The sequence below is a fragment of the Pseudoxanthomonas sp. 134C1 genome (genome assembly GCF_057773065.1).
The window spans coordinates 155,351-175,221 of sequence record NZ_JBYMTH010000005.1 but is presented as its reverse complement, the minus strand read 5'-3'; the positions used below and the strand labels follow the sequence as shown (position 1 = coordinate 175,221).

The window sequence follows — 19,871 nt, the reverse complement described above, 5'->3', positions numbered from 1 at the left end:
AGGGGGTTTCCGTGCAGTGGCATTCCGTGTCATGGCGGGCATCGGTGGTGGGGGGATTCAGGAAGACGACGAACGGGCGGGGCCCGGATCGACATCTTGGATCGCGCGATTATCACGGGATGAGACGCGGGGCCGGAAGGGAAGGAAGTCACTTCCCGCGCTTTGAATAATGACCATTACAAAATTCATCACGCCGTGTACGCATTGAACGACGCCCGGAAACAGGACACCCCGGCCAGGCCGGGGTGTCCATGTGTTCCGATGGGCTTTGCTCGCCTGTGGCGTCAGCGCGAGGTGGGGGCGTTGTGCGCCTCCAGGTATTCGCGTGAGGGCTCGTCCATCTTGTCACCGAGCACGCGCCGCACCGCGACGAAGAACACCGGGATCAGCAGCAGGCCCAGGAACGTCGCCGCCAGCATGCCGCCGATCACGCCGGTGCCGATGGCGTGACGGGCGTTGGCACCGGCGCCGGACGAGATCGCCATCGGCAGCACGCCCATGATGAACGCGAACGAGGTCATCAGGATCGGGCGGAAGCGCAGGTGGGCGGCGGTGATCACCGCATCCCGCAGGGTCTTGCCCTGCTTGCGCTCCATGACCGCGAACTCGACGATCAGGATGGCGTTCTTCGCGGCCAGGCCGATGATGGTGATCAGGCCAATCTTGAAGAAGATGTCGTTGGACAGGCCACGCATCATGGTGAAGGCCAGCGCGCCCAGGGCGCCCAGCGGCACGACCAGCAGCACCGCCACCGGGATCGACCAGCTTTCGTACAACGCCGCGAGGCACAGGAACACGACCACGATCGACAGGACCATCAGCAGGGTGGCGCTGTTGCCGGCCAGGATTTCCTGGTACGACATGCCGCTCCAGTCATAACCGAAACCCTGCGGCAGATCGTTGGTCACGATGTTTTCCATCGTGGTCATCGCCTGGCCGGAGGAACTGCCCGGCGCGGCGGCGCCGTTGATGTTCACCGCCGAATAGCCGTTGTAGCGCGACAGCGAAGGCGGCACCGATCCCATTTCCGAGTGGACCACCGTCGACAGCGGAATCATCGCGCGGCCGCCGCTGGCGTCGGTCTGCAGGCTGCTGGGCGTGTAGATGCGACCGAGCGACTCGGCACCGGTGCGGTACGGAGCATCGGCACGCATGTTCACCCGCTTGATGCGGCCCTGGTAGAAGAAGTCGTTGACATACACCGGCGCCAGCATCAGCTGGATCGAGGTGTAGATGTCGCCGACCGACAGGCCCATGGCCTGGGCCTGCACGCGATCCACGTTGAGCTGCAGCTGCGGAGCGTTTTCCAGGGTGTTCGGACGGACGCCGACCAGGGTCTTGTCCTGTCCCGCCTTGCCGAGCAGGGTGTTGCGGGCGGCCAGCAGCGCGGCCTCGCCGGCGCCGCTGCGATCCTGCAGCCACATGTCGAAGCCGCCGAACTGGCCCAGGCCCTGCACGGTCGGCAGGTTGACCACGAAGATCTGCGCGCCCTTGATGCCGTACAGCATGCCGTTGGCCTGCTGGATGAAGTCGGTGACCACGACGTCGCGCTCGTCCCATGGCTTGAGTTTGATGAACGCCATGCCGACGTTCTCGCCCTGGCCCAGGAAGCTGAAACCGGCCACCTGCATCATTCCCTCGAAGCCTTCCATCTTGCTGAGGGTGCCGCGGATCTGGGTGAAGACCTCGTTGGTCTTGCTCATGGTGTTGCCCGGGGGCAACTGCACGATCGCCAGCGCGTAGCCCTGATCTTCCTCCGGCAGGAAGCTGCTCGGGATGCGGGTGAACAGGAAGCCGCACAGCACCGTCAGCAGTGCGAACACCACCATCCAGCGCGGGGTATGGCGGATCGCGGCGCCGATGTGGCCGACGTAGGTCTTCTCGACCTTGGCGTAGTACTTCTCGAACAGGCGGAAGATGATGTTCTTCTTCTCGTGGCTGTCGTGTTCGTGCTGCTTGAGGAAGCTGGCGCACAGCGCGGGGGTGAAACCCAGCGCGAGGAACGCCGAGAACGCCATCGAGATCGCGATGGTCAGCGCGAACTGCTTGTAGATCTCGCCCGAGGCGCCGCCCTGCAGCGCGGACGGGATGAACACCGCCGCCAGCACCACCGTGATCGCGATGACCGCGCCGGTGATCTGGTCCATCGCCTTGATGGTGGCCTCGCGCGGCGGCAGCTTCTCTTCCGCCATGATGCGTTCGACGTTCTCGATCACCACGATGGCGTCGTCGACCACGATGCCGATCGCCAGCACCAGCGCGAACATGGTGAGCTGGTTGATGGTGAAGCCGATGACGCTCAGGCCCCAGAAGGTACCCAGCAGGGCGACCGGAATGACCAGGGTCGGGATGATGGTGGCGCGGAAGTTCTGCAGGAAGATCAGCATCACCAGGAACACCAGCAGGATCGCCTCGAACAGGGTCTTGACGACTTCCTCGATCGAGATGGTCACGAAGGTGGTGGTGTCATACGGCGAGAACCAGGACACGCCCTGCGGGAAGCTGGGCTGCAGCTCGTCCATCTTGGTGCGCACGGCCTCGGCCACGTTCAGTGCGTTGGCGCCCGGCAGCAGCTGGATGGCGAAGGCGCCGACCGGCTTGCCGTTGTACTGGGTGTCGAATCCGTAGTTCTGGGCGCCGAATTCCACTCGCGCCACATCCTTCAGGCGCACGGTGGAACCGTCGCTGTTGGCGCGCAGGATGATGTTCTCGAACTGTTCGGGCGATGTGAACCGGCCCTCGGCCGACACGGTCGCGGTGAACGCCTGGCCCTCCGGCGCCGGATCGGAACCGACCGAACCGGCGGCGAACTGCACGTTCTGGCCCTTGACCGCGGCCAGCACCTCGCTGGAGGACAGGTTGTAGCCCTGCAGCTTGCCCGGATCCAGCCACAGGTTCATGGCGTACTCGGAACCGAAGTGCTGGGTGCTGCCGACGCCGGGGATGCGCGAGACCTGGTCGAGCACGCGCGAGGCCAGGATGTCGTTGAGGTGATTGCGATCGACCGCCGGGTTGTCCGACTGCAGGCCGACCACCATCAGGAAGCCGGCGTTGGCCTTGGCCACCACCACGCCCTGCGCGGTCACCTCGGAGGGCAGGCGCGGGGTCGCCAGCGCGACCTTGTTCTGCACCTGGACCTGGGCGATGTCGGCGTCGGTGCCGGTCTGGAAGGTCAGGGTGACCGAGGCGCGGCCCGAGGAGCTCGACGTGGAGCTGAAATACAGCAGGTTGTCGATGCCGGTGAGCTGCTGTTCGATGACCTGGGTGACCGAACGCTCGGTGGTCTCGGCGCTGGCGCCCGGGTAGGACGCGCTGACCGTCACCTGCGGCGGGGCGATGGAGGGATAGGACTCGACACCCAGGTTGAGGATCGAGATCACGCCGGCGAGCGAGATCAGGATCGACACGACCCAGGCGAAGACCGGATGGTTGATGAAAAACTTGGGCATGGGGGCGGATCCTTATTCGGCCTTGCCTTCCGGCTTGGCGCCTTCGGCCGCGGGCTTCTGGCCCGCTGCGGCACCCGGCTGGGCCGGTTTGGCGCCGGCCGGCACGGGCTTGGCGGGAGCGCCTTCGCGAACCTTCTGCAGTCCGTCCACGACGACCTGATCGCCGGCGGCCAGCCCGCTGGTGATCAGCCAGTTGGCACCGACGGCCTGGCCTGCATCGACCAGCTTGCGCACGACCTTGCCGTCCTGGCCGACGACCATGGCATAGGCGCCCTGGGTGTCGCGCTGGATCGCGCCCTGGGGAATCAGGAAGGCGTTGTTCTGCTGGCCGAGGGTGGCGCGCAGGGTGACGAACGCGCCCGGAAGCAGCTTGCGATCCGGGTTGGGCAGGGTGGCGCGCAGCGAAACGCTGCCGGTGGCGGGATCGACCACCACGCCGGAGAAGTCCAGCGTGCCCGGCTGGTCGTACAGGCTGCCATCGGACAGCTTGACCTGGACCTTGGCGGTGCCGGTGTCGGACAACTGCACGTTGCCGCCACTCTGGGCCGAGCGCAGGGCTTCCAGCTCGGCGGCGCTGATCGAGAAGTTGACGTAGAGCGGATCGAGCTGGTCGACGGTGGTCAGCAGGGTGGCTTCACCCTGGCCGACCAGCGCGCCCTCGGTCACCTGCTGTTTGCCGGCGCGGCCTGAAATCGGCGCGGTGACGCTGGCGTAGCCCAGATTGATGCGGGCGGTCTCGACGTTGGCGCGCATCTGCTGGACCGCGGCGGCGGCGCTGCGTTCGGCGGCCTCGGCGTTGTCCAGGTCGGACCGGGACACGAACTTCTGCGGCGCCAGCTGGCGGGCGCGATCGGCGGCGGTCTTGGCGTTGGCGTAGGTGGCCTGGGCCGAGGCCAGGTTGGCCTGGGCGCCACTCAGCGAAGCGCGCAGCGGGGCCGGATCGATCTGGAACAGCACCTGGCCTTCCTTCACGTCGGTGCCTTCCTGGTACACGCGCTTGAGCAACACGCCGGACACACGGGCGCGCACGTCGGAACTGCGGACCGGCGACAGGCGGCCGACCAGGTCACGCTCCAGTGGCACGGTCTGCGGGTTGGCCTTGACCACGCCGACTTCGGGTGGCGGCATCTGCGGCTGTTCCTGGTTCTTGCTGCAGGCAGCCAGTGCCAATGTGATGGCACAGCACAGGGCGACGGAACGGACGGGGGCGATCATCGGTGGAGCTCCGTGTCAGATTTGGAATTCTTGGGGGTTTTGGAACGGGATATCCGCCGCCGCCATGCCGATGGCGGGCGGGAAGGCGCGGAGAAACCCGTCGACCGCGAACTCGGCCCAGCGGCGGCGGGCCGCGAGGCTGCGTCGATGCGGTACGGCGAAACGCTGCCGTTCGAAATCAAGGCCGGTAATCATGCTCAGCAACAGCTCGGCCGCCAGGTGCGGGTCATCCTGCTTCAGCAGGCCGCGTTCCATGGCCGAGGCGAGCCAGCGGGCAAGCCGTTCCGTCAGCCGCTCGCAACCGTCCCGGTACAGCGCTTTCGCTTCTTCGGGAAACTGGTGGGCCTCCGCGGTGAGCAACTGGCTGGTTGCGACCACCGAAGGATCGCACAGGTGGGCCAGATGCTCCATGGCGAAGGCGAGCAGGGTTCCGCGGGCGTCGTTGCCGGTGCCGGGATCGGCTTCCAGGCGCACCGTGGTCAGGTCCAGGTGCTCGTCGATCATGCTGCGCAGCAGCGCTTGCTTGCTGCCGAACTGCGCGTACAGGGTCTGCTTGGAGCAGCCCGCCCTGGCCGCGACCGCGTCCATGCTGATGCGGAATCCCTGTTCCGCAAGCAGCTCGCGGACAGCCGCATGCACGCGCTGTCGACGCTGGACCGCGGCGAAGGAGGGGAGAACGGACGACATAAGGCGCTGGACTATACCGTCCAGTTCAGAATTTGAACAGCCTTTCGAATCGGTGGGAAACGTGGGCAGCGGGGAGCGTTCATGCTCGGGGCCGCAATGGCTCGCCTATGGCCCTGTCCATTGGCCGACGCATGGGCGGCGCGGGCGCGGATCGCGGACCGCGTGAAACCCGCGGAAAGGATCGCGATGAGGTGAATCGCCTAGTCGTTCGTCCCGTACTTTGCAAGCCCGTCTTATGACGCCGCGCAACAAGTTTTGTCATGGCGACGGGGGATACAATAACCATTCGACTACCAATCGTAGAGTCTCCATCTGCATGAACGCTGTGCGCAGCTCCAGAAAAGCCCCGAAGAAACAGAAGCCCAAACCGGCCGCGGCCAAGTCCGCCAAGGCGGTGACGCCGAAGAAGACCCCGACCAAGAAGGTGGCTGCCCGACCGGAGACCGGCGCGGCCAAGGCCGCGGGGGCAGCGGGCAAGGCCGCGGCCAGCAGCAGTACCAGGACCAGCAAGACCAGCAAGACCACCCCGGCGGTGTTCTCGCTCGAACCGATCTACGCCGCGATCCGCAAGCGCGTGCCGGGCGGGCGCCAGGCCGAGGCGCAGGCTTTCGCCGAAGCGTTCTACAAGCGCATGGCCGATGACGAGTATCCGCATCACGGCCCGGACATTTGGGCGGCCATCGCCGCCGACATGCTGGATTTCGCGCGCGCGCGCAAGCCCGGCACCGCCAACGTGCGCGTGTTCAACGCGACGGCCAAGGCCAATGGCTGGGAAGCGCCGCACACGATGCTGCAGATCGTCAACGACGATATGCCTTTCCTGGTCGACTCGGTCAGCATGGCGCTGGCCGAGATGGGCGTGGGCGTGCATGTCCTCGGCCATCCGCTGGTGCGCTTCACCCGCGACAAGGCCGGCAAGGCGACCGCGGTGGGCGAGGGCAAGCCGGAATCGCTGATGGTGCTGGAAATCGATCGCCAGCAGGCCGGCGACATGCCGCGCATCGAGCAGCGCATCCGCCACGTGCTGGAAGAAGTGCGCGCCATCGTCCGCGACTGGGGCGTGATGCGCGAGAAGATGCTTTCGCTGGCCGACGACCTGGCCACCCGCCGCCTGCCGATCAGCGATGCCGGCCGGCACGAGGCGCAGGAATTCCTGCGCTGGGCGGCCAATGATCATTTCACCTTCTTCGGCTATCGCGAATACCGGGTGGAGAAGGGCGACGGCGACGGCACCCTGCGCGCGGTGGAAGACAGCGGGCTGGGCCTGCTGCGCGGCGACGACGCCTCGACCCCGCGCAACGTCAAGACCCTGGCTGCGCATTACATGCCGCAGTCCGGCTCGGTCGACGCGCTGATCCTGACCAAGACCAATCGCCGTTCGAACGTGCACCGTCCGGGCAACATGGACTACATCGGCGTGCTGGAGTTCGATGCCAAGGGCACGCCGATCGCCGAACAGCGCTTCATCGGCCTGTACACCTCCAGCGCCTACAACCGCCGCCCGTGGGAAATCCCGCTGGTGCGCGAGCGCCACGACTTCGTGATGCGCAACTCCGGCCTGTCGCCGAGCAGCCACAGCGGCAAGGCTCTGCGCCACATCCTGGAAACCCTGCCGCGCGAGGAACTGTTCCAGTCCAGCGAGGAGGAGCTCAATCGCACCGCGATGGGCATCCTGGGCCTGCAGGAACGCGTGCGCAGCAAGCTGTTCCTGCGTCGCGATCGTTATGGCCGTTTCTTCTCGGCGCTGGTGTACATCCCGCGCGATCGCTTCAACACCGACGTGCGCCTGCGCATCGAGGCGTTGCTGAAGCAGGCCCTGCACGGCGAGTACGTCGATACGAACGTCCAGTTGGGCGAGTCGCCGCTGGCGCAGCTTCACCTCACCATCCGTCCCAAGGCCGGCGAGCACATCGATGTCGACACCGCCGCGCTGGAAGCCGACATCGCCCACCTGCTGCGCAACTGGCAGGATGACCTGCGCGAGAAGCTGATCGCGCGCCACGGCGAAGCCGAAGGCCTGAAGCTGATGAGCCGCTTCGGTCGTTCGCTGCCGGCGGGCTACATCGAAGTGGTGTCGCCCGAGTTCGCCGCCAGCGACGTCGAGAACCTGGCCGCGCTCGACGGTCCGGACGCCCTGCGCCTGAGCCTGCACCGCTCGCGCCGCGCGCGCGCCGGCGAAGGCCAGCTGCGCCTGAACCTGTATCGCCAGCAGACCGACATCCCGCTCTCCGACGCGCTGCCGCTGATGGAGAACATGGGCCTGCGGGTCATCTCCGAACACCCGTTCCGCCTGGAGGCCGCCGAACCGGTCTACATCCAGGAGTTCGAGGTGGAAGCCGTGGGCGGCGCGATCGACATCGACCGCCTGCACACCCAGTTCGAGGAAGCCTTCGCCCGGGTCTGGCACGGCGACGCCGAGAACGACGGCTTCAACCGGCTGGTGCTGGGCGCGAGCCTGGCGTGGCGCCAGATCGCGATGCTGCGCGGCTACTGCAAGTACCTGCTGCAGACCGGCGTGCCGTTCTCGCAGAGTTATGTCGAAGAGACGCTCAACCGCTATCCGCTGCTGGCGCGCCTGCTGGTCGAGCTGTTCGAGGCGCGCTTCGATCCGGCGGTGGGCCGCGAGAGCAAGGCCGACATCAAGGCCGGCCAGGATCGCTTCGCCGCCCAACTGGGAGCGCTGGCGCAGGGTGACGAGGCCACGCTGTCGGCGCTGCAGCCGGTGCTCGCCGCCCGCGGCGGCAAGCGCGAGGAGCAGGTCGAGGCGACCCACAAGGCGTTGCTGAAGCTGATGGATCGCGTGTCCAGCCTGGACGAGGATCGCATCCTGCGCGGCTTCATCGGCGCCATCGAGGCGACCCTGCGCACCAGTTACTACCAGGTGGGCGCGGATGGTCAGCCGGCGCACACGATCGCCTTCAAGTTCGATTCGGCCAAGGTGCCGGATCTGCCCAAGCCGCGTCCATATCGGGAAATCTTCGTGTATGGCCCGCGCGTGGAAGGCGTGCACCTGCGTTTCGGCCCGGTCGCCCGTGGCGGCCTGCGCTGGTCGGATCGCCGCGAGGACTTCCGTACCGAGGTGCTGGGCCTGGTCAAGGCGCAGATGGTGAAGAACACCGTCATCGTGCCGGTCGGCGCCAAGGGCGGTTTCTTCGTCAAGCGTCCGCCGGTGGGAGGCGATCGCGACGCGGTGCTGGCCGAAGGCATTGCCTGCTACAAGATGTTCATCCAGGGCCTGCTGGACATCACCGACAACATCGTCGGCGGCAAGATCATCCCGCCGGTGAACGTGGTCCGCCACGATCTGGATGATCCGTACCTGGTGGTCGCCGCCGACAAGGGCACGGCGACCTTCTCCGACATCGCCAACGGCCTGGCCATCGCCCATAACTTCTGGCTGGGCGATGCGTTCGCCTCCGGCGGTTCGGTCGGTTACGACCACAAGGGCATGGGCATCACCGCGCGTGGCGCCTGGGAATCGGTCAAGCGCCATTTCCGCGCGCTGGGCCGCGATTCGCAGACCCAGGACTTCACCTGCGTGGGCATCGGCGACATGTCCGGCGATGTGTTCGGCAACGGCATGCTGCTGTCACCGCACATCCGCCTGGTGGCGGCGTTCGACCACCGCCACATCTTCCTGGATCCGTCGCCGGAAGCGGCGCGCAGCTTCCAGGAGCGCCAGCGCCTGTTCAAGCTGCCGCGTTCCAGTTGGGCCGACTACGACACCAAGCTGATCTCCAAGGGCGGCGGCGTGCACCCGCGTTCCGCCAAGTCGATCGAGATCACCCCGCAGGTGCGCGAGGTGCTGGGCCTGGCCGATGGCGTGAAGTCGCTGTCACCGAACGAACTGATGAGCGCGATCCTGAAGTCGCCGGTTGATCTGTTGTGGAACGGCGGCATCGGCACCTACGTCAAGGCCAGCAGCGAGACCAACGCCGATGTCGGCGACCGCGCCAACAACGGCCTGCGCGTGGACGGCCGCGATCTGCGCTGCAAGGTGGTGGGCGAGGGCGGCAACCTGGGCCTGACCCAGCTGGGCCGCATCGAGGCCGCCCAGCACGGCACCCTGCTCAACACCGACTTCATCGACAACTCCGCCGGCGTGGACACCTCCGACCACGAGGTCAACATCAAGATCCTGCTCAACGGCGTGGTGCAGGAGAAGAAGTTGCGCATGGACGCCCGCAACAAGCTGCTGGCGGACATGACCGACGAAGTCGCGCAGCTGGTGCTGTGGGACAACTACCGGCAGAACCAGGCGCTCAGCCTGATGGAGCGGATGAGCGCCGCGCGCCTGGGTTCCAAGCAGCACTTCATCCAGACCCTGGAATCTCAGGGGCTGCTGGACCGCCAGATCGAATACCTCCCGTCGGATGCGGAACTGTCCGAGCGCAAGGCGCGCGGGCAGGGCATGACCCGGCCGGAGCTGGCGGTGCTGCTGTCGTACTCCAAGCTGGTGGCGTTCCAGCAGTTGCTGGATTCCGACATCCCGGAAGATCCGTACCTGTCCAAGGAACTGCAGCGCTACTTCCCCAAGCCGTTGCAGAAGAAGTACGCCGCGGACATGGAGAAGCACCGCCTGAAGCGTGAAATCATCGCCACCGCGGTGACCAACACCACCATCAACCGGATGGGTGCGACCTTCCTGCTGCGCATGCAGGAAGACACCGGCCGCAGCCCGGCGGAGGTCGCCAAGGCCTTCACCATCACCCGCGAGACCCTGGACGCCCGCGAACTGTGGAACCAGATCGACGCGCTCGACGGCAAGGTGCCGGAGTCGGTGCAGATCGATGCGCTGCAGGTGATCTGGTCGGTGCAGCGCACCTTCACCCGCTGGCTGCTGACCCGGCAGGGACCGATCCCGGCGATCGCGACCGCGGTGGAGCGCTACTACGACGGCTTCAACGAAATCCGGGCCGCCGACGGCGTGCTGCCGGACTCGCTGCGCCCGGCGTACAACGCCAGCCTGCAGACCTGGAAGGACAAGGGCCTGCCGGTCGCGTTGGCCGGCCAGCTGGCGGCGCTGCCCTATCTGGAGCCGTCCTGCGACATCATCGAACTGGCGCGCGCCCGCAAGCTCAAGCCGGTCGAGGTGTCGAAGGTCCACTATCGCCTGGGCGAAGCGCTTCACCTGCCCTGGCTGGTGGATCAGGTCGACGCCCTGAAGGTGGATGGCCGCTGGCATGCGGTGGCGCGTGGCGTGCTGCGTGACGAGCTGACCAACCACCAGCGCACCCTGACCGCGCAGGTGCTGTCGATGCCGGGCGGCAATGCCGACGCCAAGGTCCAGGCCTGGCTGCAGCGCGGTGATGCGGGCCTGCGGTTCACCCTGACCATGCTCAACGAGCTGGCCGCGCAGAAGACGCTGGACTACCCGACCGCCTCGGTCGCGGTGCAGCGACTGGGCCAATTGGCCGCGCAGGGCTGAGCGACATCGCAGGTGAGGACAACGACAGGCCGGGGAAACCCGGCCTGTCGCTTTTTGTTTTCGGAAAGATGCCGGATGGTTTGACCGCGGCATGCCACGCGCGCGTGGCGGCTTCCCCGCCCCGGAACGGGGGACGTGCCGGCTTCGGTCATCCCATCCGGGCGTTCTGCCGTTATCCTCTCCGGCAAGTCACCAGGAACCCGGGATGAGCCAGACACCCCGCATCGCCTTTCTCGCCAGTCCGGCTGCCGAAGCGCAGCAGGCGCTGGTCGAACTGACCGCCCTGCATGGCAGCCACGATCCCCACGAAGCCGACGTGCTGTGCGCGCTGGGGGGCGACGGTTTCATGTTGCAGACCCTGCATCGGCACGGCAGCCTGGGCAAACCGGTGTTCGGCATGAAGCTGGGAACGGTCGGGTTCCTGATGAACCAGTATCGCAGCGACGATCTGCTCGACCGGATCGCCCAGGCCGAGCCGGCCAAGCTGCGTCCGCTGGAAATGCTGGCGCTGACCGAATCCGGCGCCAGCACCGGTTCCCTGGCCTACAACGAGGTCTCGCTGCTGCGCCAGACCCGCCAGGCCGCGCATATCCGCATCGACCTGAACGGGCAGACCCGGCTGGACGAGCTGATCTGCGACGGCGTGCTGACGGCCACGCCGGCCGGCAGCACCGCCTACAACTTCTCCGCGCACGGCCCGATCCTGCCGCTGGGCTCCAGCACGATCGCGCTGACCCCGATCGCGCCGTTCCGGCCGCGGCGCTGGCGCGGGGCGATCCTGCGGGCGAACACCGAGGTCCGGTTCCGGGTACTGGATCCGTACAAGCGACCGGTCAGCGCCACCGCCGACTCGCACGAAGTCCGCGATGTGGTGGAAGTGACCATTCGCGAATCGCAGGACCGGACCGTGACGTTGTTGTTTGACCCGGAACACAATCTGGAGGAACGTATCCTCAGCGAACAGTTCGTGGTGTAAGGCCGTGCTGTAAGGCGGATGCGGGAAAGCGGCGTGGGGACGCCGTCATGCAGCAAGCAACGTCAGGGCCGTCCGGCACCGGGAGGAGTGCGGGGCGGGTAGTCCGATGCCGAACAGGAGTCAGGGGATGAAACGCTGGTGGTTGTGGGGACTGTGCGCGCTGTTGCCCGCGCAGGCGGTGGAAGCGTGTGGTCTGAACACGCACATGACGCCGTTCGAATTGCAGGCCGGGGCCACGCCCTCGGATGCGTCGGAAGACAGCCTGCGCGCGCCCGAATTGAAGGTCACCGAGATAACCCGCGGATTGGGCGGAGCACCCGGCACGTGCGATGGTTCGGGCCTGCTGGGGGTGCGCCTGGAGTGGCCGCGTGGCGACTACAAGCTGGAAGACATCGGTTTCGAGTTCCGGGTCGTCTCCGCCGATTCGCCGTATGCGCTGTTCCCGGCGGAACCGGTGCGGGTGATCAGCGACAGCCGCCGGGCCGAGTTGCTGTTCCTGTGGCCCGATGATGCGCCGGGGCAGCAGAAGCCGCTGCGGATCGAAGTCGAGGTGCGGGCGGTCACCCGCGACTACCGGCGCGGTCCAGCCGCGCGTTTCAGCGTGGATTCGACCGAGGACTGATGCGGCGAAGCCGTGGGCCGCGAAACGGCCCGGTGATGGCGGATATGGCGGATACTGTGCGCATGGCCGACAACACCCCCCGCCTGTTGACCGTCGCGGTGACCTCGCGCGCCCTGTTCGATCTCGAGGACAGCCACACGCTGTTCGAGCGGCAGGGCGTTGACGCCTACAGCGACTACCAGCGCAAGCACGAGGACGATGTACTCGCGCCCGGCGTCGCGTTTCCGGTGGTGCGCAAGCTGCTGGCGCTCAACGCCGGCGCGTCCGCCGACACGCCGCGGGTGGAAGTCATCCTGCTGTCGCGCAACTCCGCCGATACCGGTCTGCGCATCTTCAATTCCATCCAGCATCACGATCTGGGCATCGTGCGCGCGGTGTTCACGTCCGGCGAGCCGACCTGGCCCTACATCCGGCCGTTCGGCGCCGACCTGTTCCTGTCCGCGAACCCGGATTCGGTCCGGCGCTCGCTGGAGCACGGCATCGCCGCGGCCACCATCCTGCCGGCGCAGGCCCACCAGCAGCGCCACGACGGGCAACTGCGGATCGCCTTCGACGGCGACGCGGTGATCTTCGGCGACGAGAGCGAGCGCATTTCGCGCGAACAGGGCGTGGAGGCTTTCGGCCGGCACGAGCGCGAGAACGCGCGCGCGCCGCTGTCGGGCGGGCCGTTCAAGGGCTTCCTGTCGGCGCTGCACCAGTTGCAGCAGGTGTTTCCGGCCGGCGAGCACTCGCCGATCCGCACCGCGCTGGTCACCGCCCGATCGGCGCCGGCCCACGAACGGGTCATCCGCACACTGCGCGAGTGGGGCGTGCGCCTGGACGAGGCGCTGTTCCTGGGCGGACGCCACAAGGGGCCGTTCCTGGATGCGTTCGGCGCCGACATCTTCTTCGACGACTCGCAGCACAACATCGACAGCGCGCGTCCGCATGTCGCTGCCGGCCACGTCCCCCACGGGGTCGCCAACGATCCCGCGCCGTGAAGGACGGCGCGCCCCGGGTTCATCGCGGCTGGTGGTACACCACGCTCCAGTTCACCCGTGACGTGACCCAGAGCCGGATGCTGACCTGGTGGCCGGACGTACTCCAGGTCGGATATACGCGCACCATGTTGGCGGTGTTGCTGTTGCGACCGCAGCCCCGCCGGATTGGCATCATCGGCCTGGGCGGAGGCTCGCAGGCCAAGTTCTGCCACCGGCATCTGCCGGACGCCGACATCGAGGCGTTCGAAAGCCATGCAGGCGTGCTGGGTCTGCGCGAGACCTTCCGCATTCCCGCCAACGGCGCTCGCTTCCAGGCCCGCCTTGGCGATGGCGCCGCGATGCTGCGGCAGCGGCGCGGCGCCTACGACCTGTTGCTGGTGGATGCGTACGAGCCCGAAGGCATTTCCCCGGCGGTATCGACCCAGGCCTTCTACCACGATTGCCGCGAGGCGCTGGCCGAGGGCGGGGCGATGGCGATCAATCTGTACGCCACCGATGCGCGGCGCCACCTGGTGCGTTTGCGTCGCGCCTTCGACGGCCGCGCATTGGCGCTGGAGGAACCCCGGATGGGCAACCGGATCGCCTTCGCCTGGCAGCCCGGCGGCGAGCCGGCCGATCCGCGCGAAGCCCTGATGCGCCTGCCGCGCGCCGCACGCTGGCAACTGGCCGCGCGATTCCTGCGCCTGGCACGCGCGCGCCAGGATTGGCGGCCGCGCGAGCGCTGACCCGTAAAGCCGACCTTGCCCGACTGGGGCGGCATGAGCACTCGGACATCCCCGGCAGCCGTGAAAGCGGCGCGGGCCCCGCCCTGCGGGACGTCAGTCCAGCGGCAGGCGGATGTCGGTCAGGCGCCAGCGCAGTCCCTGGCGGGTGAACACGCAGACCACCGGGCGGCCGTTCTCGTCGTGGATGGTCGCGGTGAAGCGCGACAGCGATTCGAAGTGGTGCTCGGCGTTCTTCAGTGGATCCGCGGGCACCGCCGGCGCGTGGGTATCGCCGCCGACGGTATCGCCGACCGCCTTCTTCCACATCGAGCGGCCCTGCAGGATCGCGCCGATGCCCAGTGGCGTCACCATCGTGTCGACGCCGCTGCCGATCAGGTTGTTGGCGACCGAAAGCGCGAACGAGCCGAGCAGGCTGGACTGGAATTCGGGACCGGCGCGACGGGCCAGCTGATCCTCCACCTGCGCGCGCAGATTGACCCGCAGAGCGGGAAAGTCCACGTGGCGTTCCAGCCTGGCGGTGTCCTGTTCGGCCAACGCCTGGCGGATGCCGTGGATCGCCAGATAGGGGCCGGCGGCGAGGTAGCCGACGAAGCCGGCGAGCAGCAGGACAACCAGGGCGATCCACTTCTTCATGGCTAGAACTCCAGGTCCAGGGCCGCGCACAGGTAGTCGACGAACGGCGCCAGGACGGCCAGATCGGCGGCCACCACCTGGCGCAGCTTCGGCCCGGTCATCACGCTGTCCTCCAGCGAGCGCCAGAACACGAAGTTCTTGTGCTTCAGATCGTCGATGAACTCGAAATCGGCCGGGAAGCCGCGCGGCGGCCGCGTCAGCATCTCGCTTTCCTCGAACTCGAAACGCCGGCGGAATTTCGGCGCATGCGCGGCCGCCTTCCAACTGCCGGGATTGTCGAAGATGAACTGCCGGACCCGGCGCTGGGTGTCCGGTTCCGGATGCCAGAGACCGGCGCCGACGAAGCATTCGCCGGGCTGCAGGTGGATGTAGAACGAAGGCGCCGCGACCTGCTTGCGCCGCTCGTGGTACAGGCGCGCGCCCTGCCAGGGCTTGTAGGGCGACTTGTCGGTGGAGAAGCGGGCATCGCGGTAGATGCGGAACAGCGAGCCGCCGACCGTTTTCGGATCCGAGCGGAAGTGTTCGCTGATCTGCGCCAGATCCGGCTGCAGATCGGTCAGCAGGCGCAGGAATGGTTCCTTGACGTGTTCCTCGTACTTCGCCTTGTTCGCGGCGAACCAGGTCTTGTCGTTGTGCCGCGCCAGTCCGCGCAGAAACTTGAAACTGGCGTCGGAAAAATAACTGCTCACAGACTCTGCTCCAGATCCCGGCCCCAGGCCTGCAACTGATCGAGCAGGGCCTGCCTGGGGCCGTCGGTGGTGGGGGCCGCGCGCAGCACGGCGATTTCGGCGTGGAAACCCTCGAAGCCGTACTCCGACAATCCACTGTCGCCGATCAGGCGCCGGCGGCGGTAATCGTCCCAGCGCAGGCGTTCGTCGGCGGTCAAGGTGCCTGGCCAGTTGCGTGCGCGGTAGCGGAACAGCAGTTCCGGCAGGCGAGGGTCGCGGAAGCCGAAATCATGCTGGCCCAGTTGTTCGGGCGGGGTGGCGCGCAGTTCCGGGAACCGGCGGCGGTCGCCGTCCCCCAGGAAGCCTCCATACAACGACGCATCCGCGTCGGGCACGGCGAACTCGCGCTCGCCGGCGAACACGCGACGGACCTTCTCGGCCAATGCGGGTCCGGCCGCGCGTACTCGGGTGGAGTTGGCTTCGGCGATCAGCGGGTCGATGCGCAGCCGTTCGAAGTCGGCGTCGCGCAGATGCGCCAGCGCGACCAGCACCGGCGCCTTGTTCAGGTGGATTTCCTTCAACGGGATCCGCGACTCACCCGGCGGCAGGTCGGCCGCCGGCGTATACAGGCGATCGGCGATGGCTTCCGGAGCCAGGTGCAGCAGCGGTTCCGGATCGGCGTCCAGATCGAACACGATGATGCGGTTGTCATATTGGGGATGACGGGCCAGCGGCAGCACCAGCGCCGCGCACATCCGGCTGGCCGGGTAGCGCTGGGAGATGTGCAGCACCGGCGTCATCGCAACGGTGTCCAGCAGGCTGGCGGCGAAGCGTTTGTCGCGCAGCTTCAGTGCGTACTCCCACAGCCGCGGTTGAGCCTCGCGCATCCGCCGGGCCATGCCGATGGTGGCGCGCACGTCCGACAACGCTTCGTGGGCGTCGCCCTGGCGCACGTCGTTGGCCAGGGCCAGATGCTCCAGCCGGAACGAGGCGACGCCGTCCTCGCGCTGCGGCCAGGTGATCCCGTCCGGCCGCAGCGCATGGGTCAGCCGCATGACATCCAGCAGATCCCAGCGCGAATTGCCGTTGCGCCATTCGCGTTCGTAGGGATCATGGAAGTTGCGGAACAGGCCGTGGCGGACGAACTCGTCGTCGAAGCGCAGCGAGTTGTAGCCCAGCGTGCAGGTCTGCGGGCGCGACATTTCCTCGGCGATGCGGGCGAAAGCGGCCGCTTCGTTGACGCCGTCCCGCCAGGCCTGCTGTGGCGCGATGCCGGTGATCAGGGTGGCGGTTGGCGAGGGCAGCAGGTCGTCGGCGGGCTGGACGAAGAAGCTGATCGGTTCCTCGATCGGATTCAGTTCCGCGTCGGTGCGCTGGGCCGCGAACTGGGCGATCCGGGTGCGGCGCGGATCCGCGCCGAAGGTTTCCAGATCGTAGAACAGGAAGCTGGCGCTCACCGCGCGTCCGCCTCCAGCGGCGGCAGCCGGCGCAGCACCTCGGCATCGACCTGCGCCCAGTCGAGCTGATCCAGCCGTTCGCGGCCACGGGTGGCTTCGACCAGCAGGTCGCGCTGCACGATGCTGCGCTCCAGCGCGACCCGGTAGGGAATGCGCATGAAGGTGACCATGGTGTAGTGCGGCACGAACCGGCCCGGATGCCGCTCCTGCAGCGCGCGCTCCAGCTCGCGCTGGAGCAGGAAGGCCTGGTCGTCGACCTTGTCGCGCATCTCGACGTAGTTTTCCAGCGCCATTTCCTGGATCGCGCGCGCATCGGGCTGGCGTTCGCGCTCGAAGGCGGCGAAGGCTTCGGCGCGATCCTCGTGCCGCTCCAGTTGCTCGGCCAGCGCCACGCAGTCCTCGAATGCGCAGTTCATGCCCTGGCCGTGGAACGGCACCATCGCGTGGGCCGCATCCCCCAGCAGCACGGCGCGTTCATCGATGTGCCAACGGTCCAGATACAGCGTGGCGAGCAGGCCGACCGGATTGCGATGCCAGTCTTCCTCCAGATGTGGAATCAGCGGGATCGCGTCCGGGAAGTCGCGCTCGAACAGCGCGCGGGCCTGGGCCGGCGTGTGCACGGTATCGAAGCCGGGATCACCATGGTTGGGCAGGAACAGGGTGACGGTGAAGGTCTTTTCGTCGTTGGGCAGGGCGATGCACATGTAGTGGCCTCGGGGCCAGATGTGCAGGGCGTTGGCTTCGATCTGGAAGCCGCCATCGGCGGTCGGCGGGATTTCCAGTTCCTTGTACGAATGATCGAGGAAGTCGGTCCGCTCACCAAGGTCGGTGCGCAGCCGCATCGCCGCGCGCAGCGACGAACCGGCGCCGTCGGCGCCGACCAGCGACACGAAATCGATCGGGTGCCGGCCGCCGTCGCGTTCATCGATGAACGTGGCGACGCGATCCTGGAAATCGACCGTGTCCAGCTGGCGATGGAAATGCAGCGAGGCGCCGGCCTGTTCGGCCAGGTCGAGCAGGGTGATGTTGAGGTCGCCGCGATGCACCGACCAGATCACCTCCGAGTCGTCACGGCCGTAGCGCTGCAACTGCGGCTGGCCCTCGCGCGGGTGGACCATGCGCCCGCGCATCATCACCGCCTGCTTCATCACCGCCTCGTCGGCGTCGGCCTGGCGCAGCGCATGCCGGCCGCGTTCGGCCAGCGCCAGGTTGATCGACCGCCCGCCGGCGTAGCCCTTGAGGCGCGGGTCGCCGCGCTTTTCGTACACGTCCACCCGCCAACCCTTGCGGGCCAGCAGGGTGGCCAGCAGGGCCCCGGCCAGGCCGGCGCCGATGATGGTGAGGGAACGGTCGTTGGGTGTGCTCACAGGTTGCTCCGGATCAGACGCCGCGCCAGGTCTCCACTTCCTCGACGAAGCGGTAGACATCCATGAAACGGTTGTACAGCGGGGCCGGCGAGATGCGGATGACATCCGGCTCGCGCCAGTCGCCGATCGTGCCGACCGATGCCAGGTATTCGAACAGATCGCGTCCGCGCTCGCGGCCGCCGACGACACGCAGCGACAACTGCGCACCGCGCTGCGCGGGGTCGGACGGCGTGACGATCTCCAGCGCGTCGCCGACCCGTGCGCGGATCAGCGCTTCCAGGAAGCCGGTCAGCTTCTCCGACTTGGTCCGCAGCGCGCGCATGCCGCCGGCCTGCGCGATCACCTCCAGCGAGGCGCGCAGCGGCGCCAACCCCAGGATCGGCGGGTTGCTGAGCTGCCAGCCGTCGGCGCCGGAGGTGGGCGCGAATTCCGGACCCATCCGGAAGCGGGTGTCCTTGCGGTGTCCCCACCAGCCGGCAAAACGCGGCCGGTCCGTATCGGCATGGCGCGCGTGCACGAACGCGCCCGCGACCGCGCCGGGACCGGCGTTGAGGTACTTGTAATGGCACCACACCGCGAAATCGGCGCCGCTGTCGTGCAACCGCACCGGCAGGTTGCCGACCGCGTGGGCCAGGTCAAAACCGACCACGGCGCCCTGCGCGTGGCCGAGCCGGGTGATTTCAGCCAGATCGAAAGCCTGCCCGGTGCGGTACTGGATGCCCGGCCACAGCACCAGCGCCAGTCGCGGCCCATGCTCGGCGATGGCGCGTTCGATGGCCTGCATCGACACGGTGCCGTCGGCCTGATCGGGTGCCAGTTCGATCAGGTCGCGCGCCGGGTCGAAGCCATGGAAACGCACCTGCGACTCCAGCGCGTAACGGTCCGACGGAAAGGCGCCGGCTTCCATCAGGATCGCCGGGCGCTCGGCGGTGGGCCGGTAGAAGCTGACCATCATCAGGTGCAGGTTGGCGGTCAGCGAATTCATCGCCACCACCTCGGCCGGCTGCGCGCCGACCACGTCGGCCAGTCCGTCGCGGACCAGTTCGTGATAGGTCATCCACTGGGCCGGTTCGGTGAAATGGCCTTCCACCGCCTCGTTGGCCCACTTGTCCAGCACTTCCTGCACGTACTTGCGTGCGCCGCGCGGTTGCAGGCCCAGCGAGTTGCCGCAGAAATACAGTTGCTCGTTGTGCTTGTGCTTCGGAATCAGGAACTCGTTGCGCAGGGCGCGCAGCGGATCGGCGGCGTCGAGGGCGATGGCGTGGGTACGGGACAGCGCGTCGGTCATGAAGAGGCAGGAGAAAAGGTGGGAAGGAGGGTGGTCTTGCGGTAGCTGGCGGGAAGCTCGCTGACTTCCGTGCAGATCTGCAGGGTGTACGGGCCCGCCGGCAGATGCGCCTGAAGTGCTCGCGACAGGATCTCGGAAAGCGCCGCGCAGACGGTCTCATCGCGGCCGGGCAGGATGCGCAGGCGGGCGTGCGCGAACGCGCGTGGCGCCTGTCCGTCGGTGCCGACGCGGAAGTGATCCAGCGCGACCACGCGACTCTTGATCGCCTCCTCGTCGAAATGGCCGCTGGCCACAAGCGCCTCGTTGAGACGTTGCAGCAGCGGTTCCGCATCGAGGGCGAGATTGGCGGTGTATTGCAGGGTCAGGTGCGGCATGG

Annotated in this window: 14 protein-coding genes; 5 read left to right on the top strand and 9 right to left on the bottom strand. The window is 67.4% G+C overall.

Annotation, left to right across the window (positions count from 1 at the left end; all coding sequences use genetic code 11):
• Positions 1-284 precede the first annotated feature (284 nt).
• Genes AC3DEZ_RS12055 through AC3DEZ_RS12045 form a run of 3 tightly spaced genes read right to left on the bottom strand, consistent with a single transcriptional unit; the run spans position 285 to position 5,351 of the window.
• Entirely contained in the window at positions 285-3,449 is a 3,165-nt protein-coding gene (locus AC3DEZ_RS12055; protein WP_488388417.1) for a multidrug efflux RND transporter permease subunit, read from the bottom strand.
• A 12-nt stretch (positions 3,450-3,461) separates the two neighbouring features.
• Positions 3,462-4,664 (bottom strand): efflux RND transporter periplasmic adaptor subunit, encoded by a 1,203-nt coding sequence (locus tag AC3DEZ_RS12050; protein ID WP_488388416.1) that lies wholly within the window; start codon positions 4,662-4,664, stop codon positions 3,462-3,464.
• Positions 4,665-4,679: 15 nt separating this feature from the next.
• Positions 4,680-5,351, bottom strand: a complete 672-nt coding sequence (locus AC3DEZ_RS12045) for a TetR/AcrR family transcriptional regulator (protein WP_488388415.1) — start codon at positions 5,349-5,351, stop codon at positions 4,680-4,682.
• Positions 5,352-5,667: 316 nt separating this feature from the next.
• On the opposite strand from AC3DEZ_RS12045, the gene AC3DEZ_RS12040 reads away from it, so the two are divergent.
• The 5 genes from AC3DEZ_RS12040 (at position 5,668) to AC3DEZ_RS12020 (ending at position 14,082) form a co-directional block, all read left to right on the top strand.
• Complete coding sequence (locus AC3DEZ_RS12040; protein WP_488388414.1) at positions 5,668-10,779, top strand: NAD-glutamate dehydrogenase; 5,112 nt, start codon at positions 5,668-5,670, stop codon at positions 10,777-10,779.
• A 205-nt stretch (positions 10,780-10,984) separates the two neighbouring features.
• Positions 10,985-11,755, top strand: coding sequence for an NAD kinase (locus AC3DEZ_RS12035; protein WP_488388413.1), 771 nt, complete (start codon positions 10,985-10,987; stop codon positions 11,753-11,755).
• Between the two features lie 127 nt (positions 11,756-11,882).
• Positions 11,883-12,377: a hypothetical protein gene (locus tag AC3DEZ_RS12030; protein WP_488388412.1), complete on the top strand. Its 495-nt coding sequence runs from the start codon at positions 11,883-11,885 to the stop codon at positions 12,375-12,377.
• Between the two features lie 62 nt (positions 12,378-12,439).
• Positions 12,440-13,357 carry a 5'-nucleotidase gene (locus tag AC3DEZ_RS12025; protein WP_488388411.1) on the top strand — a complete coding sequence of 306 codons (918 nt, stop codon included), beginning with the start codon at positions 12,440-12,442 and terminating at the stop codon, positions 13,355-13,357.
• Complete coding sequence (locus AC3DEZ_RS12020) at positions 13,354-14,082, top strand: spermine/spermidine synthase domain-containing protein (protein WP_488388410.1); 729 nt, start codon at positions 13,354-13,356, stop codon at positions 14,080-14,082. The genes AC3DEZ_RS12025 and AC3DEZ_RS12020 overlap by 4 nt, the downstream gene beginning before the upstream one ends.
• Before the next feature lie 93 nt (positions 14,083-14,175).
• On the opposite strand, the gene AC3DEZ_RS12015 is transcribed toward AC3DEZ_RS12020, so the two are convergent.
• The 6 genes from AC3DEZ_RS12015 to AC3DEZ_RS11990 are packed head-to-tail and all read right to left on the bottom strand — an operon-like array spanning position 14,176 to position 19,869.
• Positions 14,176-14,715: a DUF2939 domain-containing protein gene (locus AC3DEZ_RS12015; protein ID WP_488388409.1), complete on the bottom strand. Its 540-nt coding sequence runs from the start codon at positions 14,713-14,715 to the stop codon at positions 14,176-14,178.
• 2 nt (positions 14,716-14,717) lie between these two features.
• On the bottom strand, positions 14,718-15,404 hold the full coding sequence (locus AC3DEZ_RS12010) for a DUF2461 domain-containing protein (RefSeq protein WP_447101990.1): 687 nt from the start codon (positions 15,402-15,404) through the stop codon (positions 14,718-14,720).
• A complete protein-coding gene (gene sbcB / locus AC3DEZ_RS12005; protein WP_488388408.1) occupies positions 15,401-16,840 on the bottom strand; it encodes an exodeoxyribonuclease I in 1,440 nt (479 codons plus the stop codon). The genes AC3DEZ_RS12010 and sbcB overlap by 4 nt, the downstream gene beginning before the upstream one ends.
• Positions 16,837-18,207, bottom strand: coding sequence for an FAD-dependent oxidoreductase (locus tag AC3DEZ_RS12000; protein WP_488388407.1), 1,371 nt, complete (start codon positions 18,205-18,207; stop codon positions 16,837-16,839). The genes sbcB and AC3DEZ_RS12000 overlap by 4 nt, the downstream gene beginning before the upstream one ends.
• Before the next feature lie 13 nt (positions 18,208-18,220).
• Positions 18,221-19,495, bottom strand: a complete 1,275-nt coding sequence (gene kynU / locus AC3DEZ_RS11995; protein WP_488388406.1) for a kynureninase — start codon at positions 19,493-19,495, stop codon at positions 18,221-18,223.
• Positions 19,492-19,869: a 5-carboxymethyl-2-hydroxymuconate Delta-isomerase gene (locus tag AC3DEZ_RS11990; protein WP_488388405.1), complete on the bottom strand. Its 378-nt coding sequence runs from the start codon at positions 19,867-19,869 to the stop codon at positions 19,492-19,494. Before AC3DEZ_RS11990 ends, kynU begins: the two co-directional genes overlap by 4 nt.
• Positions 19,870-19,871 lie beyond the last annotated feature (2 nt).